13 protein-coding genes are annotated in these 16,813 nt (G+C 57.4%); 6 read left to right on the plus strand and 7 right to left on the minus strand.

Features of this window, described 5'->3' with window-relative positions; genetic code table 11:
* Positions 1-37 precede the first annotated feature (37 nt).
* The gene (locus OZ410_RS03725) at positions 38-3,169 is read left to right on the plus strand and encodes a WD40/YVTN/BNR-like repeat-containing protein (RefSeq protein WP_277706572.1); all 3,132 of its coding nucleotides are present in this window, start codon (positions 38-40) and stop codon (positions 3,167-3,169) included.
* Positions 3,170-3,348: 179 nt separating this feature from the next.
* On the opposite strand, the gene OZ410_RS03730 is transcribed toward OZ410_RS03725, so the two are convergent.
* Together OZ410_RS03730 and OZ410_RS03735 are read right to left on the minus strand one after the other, a co-directional pair.
* Positions 3,349-4,641 (minus strand): aminopeptidase P N-terminal domain-containing protein, encoded by a 1,293-nt coding sequence (locus tag OZ410_RS03730; RefSeq protein ID WP_277706573.1) that lies wholly within the window; start codon positions 4,639-4,641, stop codon positions 3,349-3,351.
* A gap of 90 nt (positions 4,642-4,731) precedes the next feature.
* Positions 4,732-5,031 (minus strand): hypothetical protein, encoded by a 300-nt coding sequence (locus OZ410_RS03735; RefSeq protein ID WP_277706574.1) that lies wholly within the window; start codon positions 5,029-5,031, stop codon positions 4,732-4,734.
* Between the two features lie 112 nt (positions 5,032-5,143).
* Here OZ410_RS03735 and OZ410_RS03740 point away from each other — a divergent pair, with 112 nt between their 5' ends.
* From OZ410_RS03740 to OZ410_RS03760, 5 genes are all read left to right on the plus strand, one after another.
* Positions 5,144-7,993: a WD40/YVTN/BNR-like repeat-containing protein gene (locus OZ410_RS03740; RefSeq protein ID WP_277706575.1), complete on the plus strand. Its 2,850-nt coding sequence runs from the start codon at positions 5,144-5,146 to the stop codon at positions 7,991-7,993.
* A 203-nt stretch (positions 7,994-8,196) separates the two neighbouring features.
* On the plus strand, positions 8,197-8,865 hold the full coding sequence (locus OZ410_RS03745) for a succinate dehydrogenase cytochrome b subunit (RefSeq protein WP_277706576.1): 669 nt from the start codon (positions 8,197-8,199) through the stop codon (positions 8,863-8,865).
* A 2-nt stretch (positions 8,866-8,867) separates the two neighbouring features.
* Positions 8,868-10,871: a fumarate reductase/succinate dehydrogenase flavoprotein subunit gene (locus OZ410_RS03750; RefSeq protein ID WP_277706577.1), complete on the plus strand. Its 2,004-nt coding sequence runs from the start codon at positions 8,868-8,870 to the stop codon at positions 10,869-10,871.
* An 8-nt stretch (positions 10,872-10,879) separates the two neighbouring features.
* Positions 10,880-11,626: a succinate dehydrogenase/fumarate reductase iron-sulfur subunit gene (locus tag OZ410_RS03755; RefSeq protein WP_277706578.1), complete on the plus strand. Its 747-nt coding sequence runs from the start codon at positions 10,880-10,882 to the stop codon at positions 11,624-11,626.
* Between the two features lie 70 nt (positions 11,627-11,696).
* Positions 11,697-12,851 carry a methionine aminotransferase gene (locus OZ410_RS03760; protein ID WP_277706579.1) on the plus strand — a complete coding sequence of 385 codons (1,155 nt, stop codon included), beginning with the start codon at positions 11,697-11,699 and terminating at the stop codon, positions 12,849-12,851.
* On the opposite strand, the gene OZ410_RS03765 is transcribed toward OZ410_RS03760, so the two are convergent.
* The 5 genes from OZ410_RS03765 to OZ410_RS03785 form a co-directional block, all read right to left on the minus strand.
* Positions 12,848-14,008, minus strand: coding sequence for a serine hydrolase domain-containing protein (locus OZ410_RS03765; protein ID WP_277706580.1), 1,161 nt, complete (start codon positions 14,006-14,008; stop codon positions 12,848-12,850). The genes OZ410_RS03760 and OZ410_RS03765 overlap by 4 nt on opposite strands.
* A 4-nt stretch (positions 14,009-14,012) precedes the next feature.
* On the minus strand, positions 14,013-14,543 hold the full coding sequence (locus tag OZ410_RS03770; protein ID WP_277706581.1) for a GNAT family N-acetyltransferase: 531 nt from the start codon (positions 14,541-14,543) through the stop codon (positions 14,013-14,015).
* 373 nt (positions 14,544-14,916) lie between these two features.
* Positions 14,917-15,570: a 3-oxoacid CoA-transferase subunit B gene (locus OZ410_RS03775; RefSeq protein WP_277706582.1), complete on the minus strand. Its 654-nt coding sequence runs from the start codon at positions 15,568-15,570 to the stop codon at positions 14,917-14,919.
* A 57-nt stretch (positions 15,571-15,627) separates the two neighbouring features.
* Entirely contained in the window at positions 15,628-16,002 is a 375-nt protein-coding gene (locus tag OZ410_RS03780) for a four helix bundle protein (RefSeq protein WP_277706583.1), read from the minus strand.
* 77 nt (positions 16,003-16,079) lie between these two features.
* The gene (locus tag OZ410_RS03785; protein ID WP_277706584.1) at positions 16,080-16,778 is read right to left on the minus strand and encodes a CoA transferase subunit A; all 699 of its coding nucleotides are present in this window, start codon (positions 16,776-16,778) and stop codon (positions 16,080-16,082) included.
* Positions 16,779-16,813 lie beyond the last annotated feature (35 nt).

Raw genomic sequence — 16,813 nt, forward strand, 5'->3', positions numbered from 1 at the left:
ATCTTCAACAGCTGACTAATTCGAATACCATCCAAATATGAAAACACTTCTGTTTCGGGCAGGCCTGCTAGTCCTTGCCCTCTGCCTGCTTCCCCTATCTGCGGAAGCCCAGCGCAGGAACCGTGCCCAGACCAACACCTACCCGGAATCCCTGTACTCGTCCATGGAGTACCGCCTGGTAGGGCCCTTCCGCGGCGGGCGTTCCGCTGCAGTTACCGGCGTGCCCGGCCAGCCCAACCTCTTTTACTTTGGCGCCACCGGCGGCGGGGTATGGCGCACCCAGAACGGGGGGCGCACCTGGGAGAACATTTCCGACGGCTACTTTGGCGGCAGTATTGGCGCCGTGGAAGTAGCGCCCAGCGACCCCAACGTGATTTACGTGGGCGGGGGCGAGACCACCGTACGCGGGAATGTCTCCAGCGGGTACGGGGTATGGAAAAGCGAGGATGCCGGGAAGACCTGGACGGCCGCCGGCCTGGAAAAATCCCGCCACATCCCCCGGCTGCGGGTGCACCCCACGGACCACAACATCGTGTTTGCGGCCGTGCTCGGGAATATCTACAAGCCCACCCAGGAACGGGGCATCTATAAGAGTACGGACGGGGGCCAGAGCTGGCGCAAGGTCCACTTTGTAAACGACATGGCCGGGGCGGTAGACCTCACCTTCGACCCCACCAACCCCCGCATCCTCTACGCCAGCACCTGGCGGGTGCAGCGTACCCCCTACAGCCTGAGCAGCGGGGGCGACGGTTCCGCCCTGTGGAAGTCTACGGACAGCGGGGAAACCTGGACCGAAATCTCTAAAAATGAAGGCTTCCCGGAAGGCACCCTGGGCATTATCGGGGTAACGGTATCCCCGGCAAACCCCCAGCGGGTTTGGGCCATTGTGGAAAACAAGGACAAGGGCGGGCTCTACCGCTCCGAAGACGGGGGCAAAACCTGGGCCCAGGTAAACAGCGAGCGCAAACTGCGCCAGCGTGCCTGGTACTACACCCGGGTGTATGCCGATACCCACGATGAAGATGTAGTCTATGTGTTGAACGTACAGTACCACAAATCTACCGACGGGGGCAGCTCCTTCAGCACCTTTAACGCCCCCCATGGCGACCACCACGACCTGTGGATTGCCCCGGAAGACCCCCAGCGCATGATTATGGGAGACGACGGGGGCGCCCAGATCTCCTACGACGGGGGAACCACCTGGAGCACCTACTACAACCAGCCCACGGCCCAGTTCTACCGGGTGACCACGGACAACGCCTTCCCCTACCGCATCTATGCGGCCCAGCAGGACAACAGTACGGTGCGGATCCGCCACCGCTCGGATGGAGGGGCCATAGACGAGAACGACTGGGAACCCACCGCCGGGGGGGAATCCGCCCATATTGCGGTAGACCCCGAAAATGACGACATCGTATACGGCGGCAGCTACGGCGGGTACCTGACCCGGGTAAACCACGACACCGGCACCGAACGCGGTATTAACGTCTGGCCGGACAACCCCATGGGGTACGGGGCCGAAGGGATGAAATACCGCTTCCAGTGGAACTTCCCCATCATCTTCAGCAAACACGACCCCAAGAAGCTCTACACCTTCTCCAACCACGTGCACATGAGCACCAATGAAGGGCAGAGCTGGGAGCTCCTAAGCCCGGACCTGACCCGCAACGACCCGGAGAAACTGGTCTCCAGCGGCGGACCCATTACCCAGGACAATACCGGGGTGGAATACTACTGTACCATCTTTGCCGCCAACGAAAGCCCGCTGAAGGAAGGCCTGCTGTGGGTAGGCAGCGACGATGGCCTGATCCACGTCTCCCGCAACGGGGGCGACACCTGGGAAAATGTAACCCCGGCCAACATGCCGGAGTGGAACATGATCAACAGCATTGAGCCTTCTGCTTTTGACGAGGGCACCTGCTATGTGGCGGCCACCCGTTACAAACTGGGAGATTTCCAGCCCTACCTGTACAAGACTACGGACTACGGGAAAACCTGGCAGCAGATCACCAATGGGATCGACAGCGAGCATTTTACCCGTGTGGTACGGGAAGATCCGAAGCGCAAAGGCCTGCTCTATGCAGGTACCGAAACAGGCATGTACATCTCTTTTGACGACGGGGCTTCCTGGAATCCCTTCCAGCTGAACCTGCCCATTGTGCCCATCACGGACCTGACCATTAAGGATAACAACCTGATTGTGGCCACCCAGGGGCGCAGCCTGTATATCCTGGACGATCTGACCGTGCTCCACCAACTGGACGATGCCAAGCGCAACGCCGCGGCGGTGCTGTACCAGCCCAAGGACGCCTACCGCACCAAGGGGCGGGCCAGCAGCACCCCCTCCCTCACTGAAGGGCAGAACCACCCGGCCGGGGTAGTCACGCATTTTTACCTGAAGGCATTCGGGGAAAAGGACAGCGTGGCCCTGACCTATACCACCACTGCCGGCGATACCCTGGCCAGCTTCAGCACTTTTGCCAAGGAACGGCGGGAAAAACTGGAGGTGAAAAAAGGCGGGAATACCCATGTGTGGGACACCCGCGGGAAAGGGGCCGAACGCCTGCCGGGCATGATCCTATGGGCGGCGCGTCTCACCGGGCCCAAAGCCGTACCCGGCACCTATCAGGTGCACCTGACGGCCGGGGGCACCACCCAGTCCCAGACCTTTAACATTGTCCCGGACCCGCGGGCCGAGGTTTCCGTGGCAGACATGCAGCGGCAGCACGACTTTATTACCGAAGTCAATGAAACGGTAGACCGGGCCCACCAATCCATCAAAAAGATCCGTAAGATCAATGAGCAGCTGGATGCCTTTATGAAGCAATACAAAGGGAATGAAGCCACAGCCGAACTCCTGGAAAAAGCCAAGGCGATGAAGGAAGGTTTCGGGGATATCGAAAAAGCCCTGTACCAAACCCAGAACCGCAGCAACCAGGACCCGCTGAACTTCCCGATCAAGCTCACCAACAAGCTGGCCCACCTGAACAGCCTGGTTGGCCGGGACGACTTCCCGCCCACGGCCCAGGACCTGGCGGTGAAACAGGAACTCAGCGCGGCCATCCACACCCAGCTGGAGGCCTTCGACAAGATGGTGGACGAGGAAATAACTGCCTTTAACAAGGCTTTCAACGCCCTGAACCTAAACTACCTCTTTATTGAAGAGTAGTTTTTTTTTTTTTGAATACACACACAAAAACCCCGGCCAGGTGGCCGGGGTTTTTAATTGGCAAATACGTGAATTTGAAAATCTGAAAGTGGGATTTGCGGTCGGCTGAAAATCGTGTTGAGAACTCCCGCAGCACACGTCGATACCCATGCGCTGACGCACATTCACCCGGGGTGACACTAGGCATTCATCAAGGCCTCGATTTCCTCGGCCAGGATGGGGATGCCCGCCATCAGGTTTACCGGGGCCCCGGTTTCCTGGATCACCACATCGTCTTCCAGGCGAATGCCGAATCCCTCTGCAGGAATGTAGATGCCGGGTTCCACGGTAAAGACCATATTGGGTTTCATAGGGGTTTTAAGCGCCCCGTAGTCGTGGGTGTCCAGCCCCAGGTGGTGGCTGGTGCCGTGCATAAAGTACTTTTTATAAGCCGGCCAATCCGGGTTTTCCTGCTGTACGTCTGCCTTGTCCAGCAGGCCCAGGCCCAGGAGTTCGGAAGTCATGATCTTCCCCACCTCCTTGTGGTACTCCGCCCAGAGGGTGCCGGGCACCAGCATTTGGGTGGCGGCGTCCTTCACGCGCAATACGGCGTCGTACACCTCCCGCTGCCGCTTGGTGAACTGCCCGCTTACGGGGATGGTGCGCGTCATATCGCTGGAGAAATTGGCGTATTCGGCCCCCACATCCATGAGGATCAGATGGCCCGCCTGGCATTGCTGGTTGTTTTCGACATAATGCAGCACATTAGCATTGTTCCCAGAGGCGATAATCGGGGTATAGGCAAAGCCGCGGGAGCGGTTGCGCACAAATTCATGCAGGAATTCCGCTTCGATCTCGTATTCCCAGACCCCGGGTTTCACAAAGCCCAGGACCCGGCGGAACCCTTTCTCGGTTATGCTGCATGCGGTGCGAATCTGCTCGATTTCCTCGGCCTCCTTCACCCCGCGTATCTCCTGCAGGATGGGGTTGCTCTTGGCCACGCGGTGGGCGGGAAACTTCTCCTTGCAGGTTTTAATAAAACGGGCCTCCCGGGTTTCGGTCTCCACGGCCTGCCGGTAGTGTTCATTGGTGTTGAAGTAGATGGTTTCCGCTTCGGTCATCAGGTCAAAGAACACCTTGTCGAAATCCGTGAGCCAGTACACGGTGCGAATCCCTGAAACGGCATAGGCCTGCTCCTTGGTGAGTTTAGCGCCCTCCCAGATGGCGATGTGTTCATTGGTTTCCCGCACAAAAAGGACTTCTTTGTGTTTGGGGTCCAGGGCATCCGGGAAGAGCAACAGGATGGATTCTTCCTGGTCCACCCCGCTCAGGTACAGGATATCCGAATGCTGGCGGAAGGGCATGGTGCTGTCCGCACTAATGGGATAAATGTCATTGGAATTGAACACCGCCAGGCTTTTTGGCGCCATATGTGCCGTGAATTTGCGCCGGTTGCGCACGTACAGGTCCGATGGGATCGGGTCGTATTTCATGGGAATTTTCGCTTTGTTTCAAAGGTAGGGAATCGACATAAAAAAAGGGGACTCCAAGGAGCCCCCATCGGTATTTAGGTTGGTTAATTACTAACGGGTAAAGGCGTTTTTCAGGGCGCCGATCACAGCCATGACCACACCACCTCCTACGCCGCCGCCGGCAACGCTTCCCAGGATGGAGGAGAGGTCCATGCTCCCGGCCGCTTCGGCCATTTCTCCACCGCCAAGGCCCAGCATGCCCAGCAGCCAGCCGCCTACTCCCCCGCCAACGATACCGGCCAGGGAATTCCCGACGGTGCCCAGCGAGAGATTTTTCAATATCTTTCCGGCTACATTGCCGCCTACGGCACCGGAAACCAGCTGAATAATTAATGGGAGGTATTCTTCCATATGTTCTAAAGGTTAGGTTTAAACAGGAAATAAATTAACAAAATATTAAGCAACCCCGCAATCGTTTGTGTAAAAATTTGAGGATTCCACAATCCAGCCAAAAACCCTTCCTATGACACGTATCCGTATTTCCCTGCTGCTCTTATTATGCTCCCCCGCACTCTTTGCCCAATCCCGGGCCACTTCTGCCCAGGATGTCTGGGCGGCCCTGGACCAGATGGCCCGGATGCAGGAGGCCTCCCTGGTGAAGAACCTCCGCCTGGAAAATATCGGCCCCAGCATTATGAGCGGGCGGGTGGTCGAACTGGCCGTAAACCCGGCCCGCCCCGAGGAATTCTTTGTGGCCTATGCCTCTGGGGGGCTGTGGCATACCCGCAATAACGGGACGCACTTTGAGCCGGTTATGGACCAGACCCCTACCCAGAACCTGGGGGCCGTAGCCGTTCACTGGCCCTCGAAGACCGTCTGGGCCGGTACGGGCGAAAACAATGCCTCCCGTTCTTCCTATGCGGGCATCGGGCTGTATAAATCCACCGACCTGGGAAAAACCTGGACCCATATGGGCCTGCCGGATTCCCACCACATTGGCCGCATTGTAATCCACCCGGACAACCCGGACGTGGTGGTCGTGGCCGTAGCCGGGCACCTGTATTCCGAAAACGGGGAACGGGGGATCTACCGCACGGCGGATGGGGGCCAGACCTGGACCCGCACCCTGTTTGTGGATGAAGCCACCGGCGCCATAGACCTGGTGGCCGCACCCGGGCGCCCGGATATCCTGTACGCCTCCTTCTGGGAACGGGATCGCAAAGCGTGGAACTTTACCGGCAATGGCCCCGGTTCCGGCATTTATAAAAGTATAGACGGGGGCATAACCTGGAACCTGGTGAGCGAACCCGGTGCCGGTTTCCCTACCGGGGAAGGGGTAGGCCGCATTGGCCTGGCCGCCTTCGACGCCAATACGGTTTACGCCGTGGTGGACAACCAGGACCGCAGGCCCGAGGCAGCAGACCCATCCGAAGACACGGGCCTATCCAAGGAAGATTTCAAAGGCATGTCTGCCAAGGCCTTCCTGGCCCTGGATAACGGGGAGCTGGCAGAATACCTGCGCAACAATCGCTTTCCGCGGGAGTATTCGGCCCGGTCGGTGAAAGATATGGTCCGCAAGGGCACCGCCAAGCCGGCGGACCTGGCCACCTACCTGGAAGACGCCAACAGCCTGCTCTTCGATACCCCGGTGGTGGGGGCGGAAGTCTACCGTTCGGAAGACGGGGGCCGTTCCTGGCAGAAAACACATGAAGGTTATATAGACGACCTGTATTACAGCTATGGCTACTACTTCGGTCAGATTGAGGTAGCGGCCTACGACAAAAACCAGATCTACATTGCCGGGGTGCCCCAACTGCGCTCCACGGACGGCGGCAAGACCTTTGCTGCTATCGATGGGGACAATGTGCATTCGGACCACCATGCCCTCTGGATTAACCCGGATAACCCCGGCCACCTGATTAACGGGAACGACGGGGGGGTGAATATCTCCTACGACTACGGCGCCCACTGGATCAAAAACAACGCCCCCCAGGTGGGGCAGTTCTACGCCATTGCCGTAGACAACCAGAAGCCCTACAACGTCTATGGCGGGCTGCAGGACAACGGGGTGTGGAAGGGCCCGCACAACGCCACGGAATCCACCTCCTGGCACGGCAATGGGGAGTATCCCTGGAAACGCCTGCTGGGCGGGGACGGCATGCAGGTACAGGTAGACCCCCGCAATGCCAGTACGGTATATACCGGCTTCCAGTTCGGGAATTACTTCCGCCTGGAGCTGGACCAGGACAAGCGCACCCCCATTCAGCCCAAGCATACCCTGGGCGAAGCGCCCTACCGGTTTAACTGGCAAACCCCCATCTTGCTCTCTTCCCACAATGCCGATATTCTTTACCTGGGCGGGAATAAACTCCACCGCTCCATGGACCGGGGCGATACCTGGGCGGCCATTTCCGAAGACCTGACCACGGGCGGGAAAAAAGGAAACGTCGCCTTCGGCACCCTGACCACCATATCCGAATCCCCCTTCCAGTTTGGCCTGCTCTACACCGGCAGCGACGACGGCCTGGTGCACCTGAGCCGCGATGGAGGCGGCAGCTGGACACGGATTTCCGACAGCTTCCCGAAAGGCCTCTGGGTAAGCCGGGTGGCTGCCTCCGCCCACGAAAAGGGCCGGGTCTATGTGGCCCTGAACGGCTACCGCTGGGATGATTTTACCCCGTATGTGTATGTAAGCGAAGATTACGGCAACACCTGGAAATCCCTGGCTAAAGGGATTCCGGCTTCGCCGGTGAATGTGGTCCTGGAAGACCCGAAGAACCCGGACCTGCTCTATGTGGGCACGGATAACGGCCTGTACGTGTCCCTGGACCGCGGCCAGCACTGGCAACTGATGCAGAACGGCATGCCCCGGGTGGCCGTACACGACCTGGTGGTACAGCCCGAGGCCGGCCACCTCTTGGTGGGCACCCATGGGCGCAGCATTTATAAGGCAGACATCCGCCCCCTGCAAAACACCGGGGCTGCAGACCTGGAAAAACCCCTGCTGGTCTACGACCTGGAAAATCTGCGGCATTCCGGCCGCTGGGGCAGCTCCTGGTCTACCTGGGGCGAGGCCTTTACCCCCGGGGTGGACGTGCGCTTTTACAGCGCGAAAGGCGGCGTGGTTTCGGCCGAGGTCCGGAGCGCGGACGGGGTGGTGGTGAGCGCCACAGAGATGGAGGCCGACCCCGGCTTTAATGTGCTCTCGTATGACGTGGCCTTCTCCAAGGAAGGGAAAAGCGCTTACCTGAAGAAAAACAAGGCCAAGCTGGAGGTGGCAGACAACGGCAAGACCTACCTGCCCAAAGGGGAATACACCGTGGTGCTGAGCCTGGGCGGGGCCACAGCCGAAGGCAGTTTTACGATCGAATAAGGCCGATGGGCCGGCGCCCGAAAGCCCTCGTATGGTGATGAACTGCATCCCCCCGCAAATCCCCGGAAAAATGCCGATTTGCAGCCCGAAGGCGAGGCAGGCACTTTAAATCCGTTCTAAATGCTGCAGCATCAGGGGCAAAGTTTGTTAAAACGCCTTCCGGGCTGTATTTTTGTAAGGCTAAAAAATTAAACCAAATCCATATGAGCGGATTCGCTACCTCATCCATTGCCCGAAAGGTCGTTATGGCGCTTTCCGGGCTTTTCCTGGTGCTTTTCCTGTTGCTGCACGTAACGATCAACCTCTCCTCGGTGGTGAGCCCGGATACTTTTAATACCTGGTCTCACTTCATGGGGTACAACGCCGTGGTGCAATTCCTCATGCAACCCATCCTCATTGCGGGCGTAATCGTCCACTTTGTGATGGGCTTTGTACTGGAGGTGCGCAACAACAAAGCCCGGGCCGTCAAGTACGTACAGTACAAGGGCGGCGCCAATGCCCCCTGGGTTTCCCGGAACATGATCATTTCCGGCCTGGTCATCCTGGCCTTCCTGGGGCTCCACTTTTATGATTTCTGGGTGCATGAGATGACCTACAAATACCTTGAGGCCAACCCGGAGGACCCCACCCGCTACTACGCGGAGACCGTAGAGAAGTTTGCCCCCATCTGGCGGACGGTGATCTACGTGGTGTCCTTTGTACTGTTGTCCCTCCACCTCTGGCACGGATTTGCCTCCTCCTTTCAGTCCATGGGGGTTAACAACAAGTACAGCCCGGCCATTCGCAACTTCACCCGGCTTTACGCCATTGTGGTGCCGCTGCTGTTTATCTTCATCGCCTTATACCATCACCTTAACCCGATAACGCACTAACTATGGGAATCCTGGATTCTAAGGTCCCTTCCGGCCCGCTGGCCGAGAAATGGACCCAACATAAAAACGACATCAACCTGGTTAGCCCGGCCAACAAACGCAATATCGATATCATTGTGGTTGGTACCGGTCTGGCAGGGGCATCGGCCGCGGCCACCCTGGCGGAATTGGGCTATAACGTAAAGACCTTCTGCTACCAGGACTCTCCCCGGCGCGCCCACAGTATTGCCGCTCAAGGGGGCATCAATGCCGCCAAGAACTACCAGGGCGACGGCGACAGCCCGTACCGTCTGTTCTACGACACCATTAAAGGGGGCGATTACCGTTCCCGCGAAGCCAACGTATACCGCCTGGCCGAAGAGTCCGTGAATATCATTGACCAGTGTGTGGCCCAGGGGGTCCCCTTTGCCCGGGAATACGGCGGGCTGCTGGACAACCGCTCCTTCGGGGGGGTACTGGTATCCCGCACCTTCTACGCCAAGGGGCAGACCGGCCAGCAATTGTTGCTGGGGGCCTATGCGGCCATGAACCGGCAGATTAACCGCGGCAAGATCAAAAGCTACAACCGGCACGAAATGCTGGATTTGGTCCTGGTGGACGGCAAGGCCCGGGGCATCATCGCCCGCAACCTGGTAACCGGCGAAATCGAGCGCCACGGGGCGCACGCGGTGGTCCTGGCCTCCGGGGGATACGGGAATGTGTTCTTCCTCTCCACCAATGCCATGGGTAGCAACGTAACCGCAGCCTGGCGGGCCCACCGCCGGGGCGCGTTCTTTGCCAACCCCTGCTTTACGCAGATCCACCCGACCTGTATCCCCGTGTCCGGAGACCATCAGTCCAAACTCACCCTGATGTCCGAGTCCCTGCGGAACGACGGCCGTATCTGGGTGCCCAAAAAACTGGAAGATGCCCAGGCCATCCGGGAAGGGAAACTCAAGCCCACCCAGCTTGCCGAGGAAGACCGGGATTACTACCTGGAGCGCCGCTACCCGGCCTTCGGGAACCTGGTCCCCCGGGACGTGGCCTCCCGCGCCGCCAAGGAGCGTTGCGATGCCGGCTATGGAGTAAACAAGACCGGAGAAGCCGTTTACCTGGATTTTGCCTCGGCCATCCAGCGCTATGGCAAGGAAAAAGCCCTCACCTCCGGGATCAAAGACCCGGATGCCGCCACCATCACCCGCCTTGGGGAAGAAGTGATTGCGGCCAAATACGGCAACCTCTTCCAGATGTACGAGAAGATCGTGGATGAGAACCCGTACAAGACCCCAATGATGATCTACCCGGCTGTGCACTACACCATGGGCGGGCTGTGGGTAGACTACAACCTGCAGACTACCATCCCGGGATGCTACTCGGCCGGGGAAGCCAACTTTAGCGACCACGGCGCCAACCGCCTGGGGGCCTCCGCCCTGATGCAGGGCCTGGCCGACGGCTACTTTGTGCTGCCCTACACCATTGGGGACTACCTCTCCAACGACATCCGCACCGGTCCCATCGACACGAATTCCGAAGCCTTTGATAAAGCCGAGGCAGACGTGCGCACCCGCATGGAGCAATTGGTGAACAACAAGGGCACCAAGTCTGTGGACTACTTCCACAAAAAGCTCGGGAAGATCATGTGGGATAAATGCGGGATGTCCCGGAACGAAGCAGGCCTGAAAGAAGCCATCGCGGAAATTGCAAAACTCCGGGAGGAATTCTACACGGATGTCCTGATCCCCGGCGGCATGGACGAGATGAACCAGGAACTGGAGAAGGCCGGCCGCGTGGCCGACTTCCTGGAGCTTGGCGAACTCTTTGCCAAAGATGCCCTGCACCGCAACGAATCCTGCGGCGGGCACTTCCGGGAAGAATATCAGACCCCGGAAGGGGAAGCCCTCCGGGACGACAAGAACTTTACCTATGTGGCTGCCTGGGAGTACAAGGGTGAGCCCAAGGATGCCGTCCTGCACAAGGAGGAACTGACATACGAAAACATTGAACTGAAAACCAGAAGCTACAAATAAAACGTTCTATGAAGCTATTACTGAAAATATGGCGCCAAAAGGACGCCTCCTCCCCGGGAAAAATGGTGGATTACCCCATTGACGGGATTGAAGGGGACATGTCCTTCCTGGAAATGCTGGACGTACTCAATATGCAACTCATCGAGAAGGGGGACGAACCCGTAGTCTTTGACCACGACTGCCGCGAAGGGATTTGCGGGAGCTGTTCCCTGATGATCAACGGGGAGCCCCACGGGCCGGACCGGCTGATCACCACCTGCCAGTTGCACATGCGCAAATTTAAGGACGGGGATACCATCGTAATCGAGCCCTTCCGGGCCACCGCCTTCCCGGTGATCAAAGACCTGATGGTAGACCGTTCCGCTTTTGACCGCATCCAGCAGGCCGGGGGCTATATCTCTGTGAACACCTCCGGGAATACCGTGGATGCCAATGCGATCCCGATCGAAAAGGAGGCTGCGGATGATTCCTTCAATGCCGCCACCTGCATCGGTTGCGGGGCCTGTGTGGCCGCCTGTAAAAACGCCAGCGCCATGCTGTTTACCTCCGCCAAGGTTTCCCAGTTTGCCCTGCTGCCGCAAGGGCGGGTGGAAGCGACCGAGCGGGTACAGAACATGGTACGGCAGATGGACCTGGAAGGCTTCGGGAACTGTACCAATACCGGCGCCTGCGAGGTGGAATGCCCCAAGGGTATTTCCCTGGAAAACATCGCACGTATGAACCGGGAATACCTCATGGCAACCGCCAAAGGGTAAGGCCCCGGCATAACTCTCATAACCCCTGCCGACACCGGACAGGGGTTTTTTTGTTTTAAACCTGAAAACCATGGCCGCAACTCCAAGCCTCCACTCCAAACTCCCCCTCTGGGAACCCTCCATCTTCGACACCATGAACCAGGTGTCCCGGAAATACAATGCCCTGAACCTGGCGCAGGGGTATCCGGACTTCGGCACGGACCCGGAACTGGTTCGCCTGCTGCAACAGGCCGTTGCAGACGGCCATAATCAATATGCCCCCATGGCCGGGGTGTATACCTTGCGGGAAGCCATTGCGGCTAAAACGGAATCCCTGTACGGGGCCTGCTATGATCCCGAAACGGAAATCACCCTTACCAACGGGGCCACCCAGGCCATATTTACAGCCATTGCGGCCAGCATCCGGCCCGGGGATGAGGTGATCATCTTTAAGCCGGCTTATGATTGTTACGAGCCTACGGTAAAGGCCCATGGGGGGATCCCGGTGTTGCAGCAGCTGCAGGGAGAGGATTTCCATATCGACTGGGAAGCCCTGGAAGCGGCCATCGGGCCCAAAACCCGCATGCTGGTGCTGAACAGCCCGCACAATCCCAGCGGCACGGTCCTGAAAGCAGCGGACCTGCTGCGCCTGGAAAAATTACTGGAAAACACGAACATCCTGGTGTTGAGTGACGAGGCCTATGAGCACCTGGTCTATGACGGGTTGGAACACCAGAGTTTCTGCCGGTACCCCGGGCTGCGGGAGCGCACCTTTATTTGCGCCTCCTTCGGGAAGACTTTCCACGTTACGGGATGGAAATTGGGGTATTGCCTGGCCCCTGCCGCCCTGATGCAGGAATTCCAGAAACTCCACGAATTCATTGTCTTCTCGGTGAACCACCCGGCCCAGCGGGCCGTATGCCAGTACCTGGAGGACCCCTCACGCTACCTGGACCTCAATGCGTTTTTCCAACGCAAACGGGACCTCTTCTTAGAAGCCCTGCAGGGCTCGCGCTTCCGATGGAAACCGTCTGAAGGCACCTATTTCCAGTTGCTGGATTACAGTGCCATTTCCGGGGAACCGGACCGGGATTTTGCCGAGGCCCTGGCCCGGGAACACGGGGTAGCCGCCATTCCCATCTCGGTCTTTAACCTGAACCGGGAAGACCGACACCAGTTGCGTTTCTGCTTCGCCAAGGCCGATGATACCTTGCTTAGGGCCGCCGAAATCCTCTGCCGCCTCTAGGGTAACGCCTCAAAGACCTTGGCTACAAAAGCGCCGATCTCGGACGGTTCCAGCCAGCGCAAGACCATAACCACATCCTGGTCCGGGGCCACCACAATAAAGTTGCCGCCAAATCCCGCGGCGTAATAGACGTTCTCGGGCACGCCTTCCCAATGCCTGGGTCCCTGTTGATTCAGCCACCACATGTACCCATAATTGGGATTGGGGGCAGAAGGGGTGGTAGCCTCCCGGATCCATTCGGGGCTGATAAGCTGCTTACCATCCCATTTTCCATCCGAAAGGAAGAGTAGTCCAAAGCGCGCCATATCCTCCGCGCTGATAAAGATCCCGGCCCCGGAGTGCCCGCCTCCGGTTACCGATTGCATTTTATAGCCGTCTATGGTGGTCCAGGCATGGTCGTACCCAAACCACCGCCAGGTGGTGGAGGCCCCAATGGGATCCATAATGTGTGTTTTCAGTACCGCCGGCAGGGGCTGCCGCCACAAATGCGTAAGGGAATAGGCCAGGACGTTTACGCGCACGTCGTTGTATTCCATGACCGTGCCCGGCTCCCGCAGCTCCCGAAAGCGCCAATCGTCCAGGCCCCCTTCGCGTGGCGGGCGGTCTGCCCAGTCGTGCAACCCCCAAAGGGAGCCGGACCAATCCGAATTCTGCTGCAGCAGGTGCGCCCAGGTTATTTTGGCATTGTGGGCCCCGCTAAAAGTGCCATCCCAAATGGTCTCGCCTACCGGGGCCTGGGTGTTTTGGAGCAGGCCCTGATCCGAAGCCACCCCGGCTACGGTAGACAGGAAACTCTTGGTCACACTAAAGGTCATGTCTACCCGACGGATATCCCCCCAGGAAGCTACCATATACCCGTTTTTAAGGATCATCCCGGCAGGCCCGCCCCGCTTTTTCACCGGCCCCAGGATTTCGTGAAACGGCTCCCGCTGGAACCCCTCCAGGATAGCCCGCCGCAGATCGCGGGGGCCGGAATACTCGTGTGCTTCCGCAAAGGCCACAGCCTCGCTGAGGCGGGATGCATTAATCCCCACGGCGCGCGGCGCCCTGGATTCCCATTCCGCGCCATGGGGCGGGTAATACCAGGTGTCCTGGGCAGGTGCATTCGAGACGGCAAACACGGCCAGCAACAGCAAGCCTAAGTGGATCTTTTTCATGTATTCAGGGTTTTGGGTTGATCTCCCACCGCATCATCCAGTCCATTTGGCGGTCCTGGCCAATGTAATAGGGGTGTTTGTCAAAAATAACGAATCCGTGGCGCTGGTAAAACGCCATGGCCCTGGGATTGTGCTCCCATACCCCAAGCCATACGTACTCTTTCCCGGCCGCAAGGGCCCACTGCCCTACCTGTTCCAGCACCCAGGCGCCAATGCCGGCCCCTTGTTCTGAAGCCAATACATAGATGCGCTCCAGTTCCATGCCGGCATCCTCCTGCAGTTCGGTCTGGGCATTTCCCCAGTTTACTTTCAGGTATCCTACCCGCATGCCGTCCTTGCAGATAAAGGAAAAACGGGTTTGGGGGTGGTGGATTTCAGACAGGAGTTGTTTGGGGTGGAAAGCCGATTCCAGATAGGCCTGGAAATCTTCCGGGTTATTCTGGGCGGCAAAAGCCTCGGTAAAGGTATGGATGGAGAGTTGGCGAAGAGCCTCCAGGTCTTCCGGGGTACAATCGATCAGTGCAAACTGGGCCATGGCCTAAAAATACGATGGCGCGACCTAAGCCGCCACTTTTGCCCATTAAAAAAGCCCTTTCTTTGGGGGGAAAGGGCTTTTTTACTTCATAGGTAAATGCTAAAGCATGAATAGCTTTTTAGTGAGGCGGATGAATCCACGAATAAAATCGTTGTAATAAATCCGAACCTCTTCCTGCTTAGGCATTTGGTTCACTTTGGATTCCATAGTTCATAGGTTTGCGGGACATGGTTTTTGAGGGTTTCTCAAAAGCCGCCTAAATATAAAACGCCAGGCCGAAAAAACCTGAGAAATGTTGTAAATATTGGGCTGTGCGTGGTAAAATTCCCACCACCTGTAATGAGGGTAATTTGCGAAAGGTAGTTTTCGGGCCTCAGAGGGCCATTTCAGGGACCTCGTCCGGGATAGTCAGACGACCTTCAGTGGCGTTGCGAATGTCTTCCACAGATACCCCGGGAGCTCGCTCAAGCAAGAGGAAACCCGCTGGGGTAATCTCCAGCACAGCCAGGTTGGTGACCACCTTTTTCACACACTGCACCCCGGTGAGCGGCAGGGTACATTCGCGCAACAATTTGGACTGCCCCGCTTTGTTGGTATGCATCATGGCCACGATGATGTTTTCGGCAGAGGCCACCAGGTCCATGGCTCCCCCCATTCCCTTCACCATTTTACCTGGGATTTTCCAGTTGGCAATGTCGCCGTTGTCCGCCACTTCCATGGCCCCCAGGATGGTGAGGTCCACATGCTGCCCCCGGATCATGGAGAAACTCAGGGCCGAGTCGAAGAAAGAAGCCCCGGGCAGGGTGGTAATGGTCTGTTTGCCGGCGTTGATCAGGTCCGGGTCTTCTTCCCCTTCCCAGGGAAACGGTCCCATCCCCAGCACGCCGTTTTCGCTCTGGAATTCCACCGAGATATCGTCCCGCACAAAATTGGCCACCAGGGTGGGGATCCCTATACCGAGGTTTACGTAGTACCCATCCTGTACTTCCTGGGCAATGCGTTTGGCAATTCCGTTTTTATCTAACATTTGTTCAATTTGAAAATTTGGCAATTGGAAAATTTGAAAATGGCGTCCCTCTTCTTTTCATTTTTCAATTGTTGTTCTATTCCTTCTCTTACTGGTGGCTATTATTTTCGAAATAATGAGCATAATCTCATTCAACTCTCCTTGTAATTCTTTAGGTGGGCTCGGATACAGGTTAGATGCCTCACACAACTTCAACCAATAATTAGTTTCTTCCCCTTCTTTGGCTGCAATCTTGAATTTGTGGATAAAGTCGGCATTGCTTTCGGCATTCTGTGCTTCTGAAACATTGGCCCCAATTGAAGTGCCTGATTTAAACAATTGGGCACTCATTTCAAATTTTCTCGATTTACGCAGGATTTCTGTAAATCCTATTAAATGCAATGCGAAATCAAAAGTTCTCTTTACAATAAGATTGTTTTGGCTGGTACCCATAGCATGCAGATTTATAATCCCATTCTACCATATGACCGTGCACAATCCTATCATTTTCAAATTTGCAAATTCACTAATTATCTCATGCGCACCGTTCGTTGTTCAATGCGCTTCTCGTATCCGGTTCCCTGGAATATGCGCTGCACAAAGATGCCGGGGATGTGGATTTCATTCGGGTCCAGGCTGCCGGCCGGGAGTAATTCCTCTACCTCGGCCACGGTAATCCGGGCAGCCCCGCACATGCAGGGGTTGAAGTTTCTGGCGGTACCCTTAAAGACCAGGTTCCCGGCTTCATCGCCTTTCCAGGCCTTGACAAAGGCAAAATCCGCCTGGAAGGCTTCTTCCATTACGTACATCTTCCCGCCAAATTCGCGCGTTTCCTTGCCCTCGGCTACCTCGGTCCCGTACCCGGCAGGGGTAAAAAAGGCAGGGATGCCGGCCTGGGCGGCCCGGCACTTTTCGGCCAAAGTGCCCTGGGGGGTCAGGGTTACTTTCAATTCCCCACTGAGCATCTGCCGTTCAAACTCGTCATTTTCGCCCACATAGGAAGAGATCATATGGTCTACCTGCCGCTCCTGCAGGAGCAGGCCCAGGCCAAAATCGTCCACCCCGGCGTTGTTGCTGATGCAGGTCAGGCCCCCCACCCCCAGGCGCACCAGTTCGGTGATGGCGTTCTCCGGGATGCCGCACAGGCCAAAGCCCCCAAGCATCAGGGTCATGCCGTCGGACACCCCCGCAAGGGCCTCCGAGGCGTCAGCTACATTCTTTCGTATCATAACAGCTATTTCCTTCTTAAAGGTACAAAAAGGGT

The organism is Robiginitalea aestuariiviva (genome assembly GCF_029537735.1).
Taxonomy (GTDB): domain Bacteria; phylum Bacteroidota; class Bacteroidia; order Flavobacteriales; family Flavobacteriaceae; genus Robiginitalea; species Robiginitalea aestuariiviva.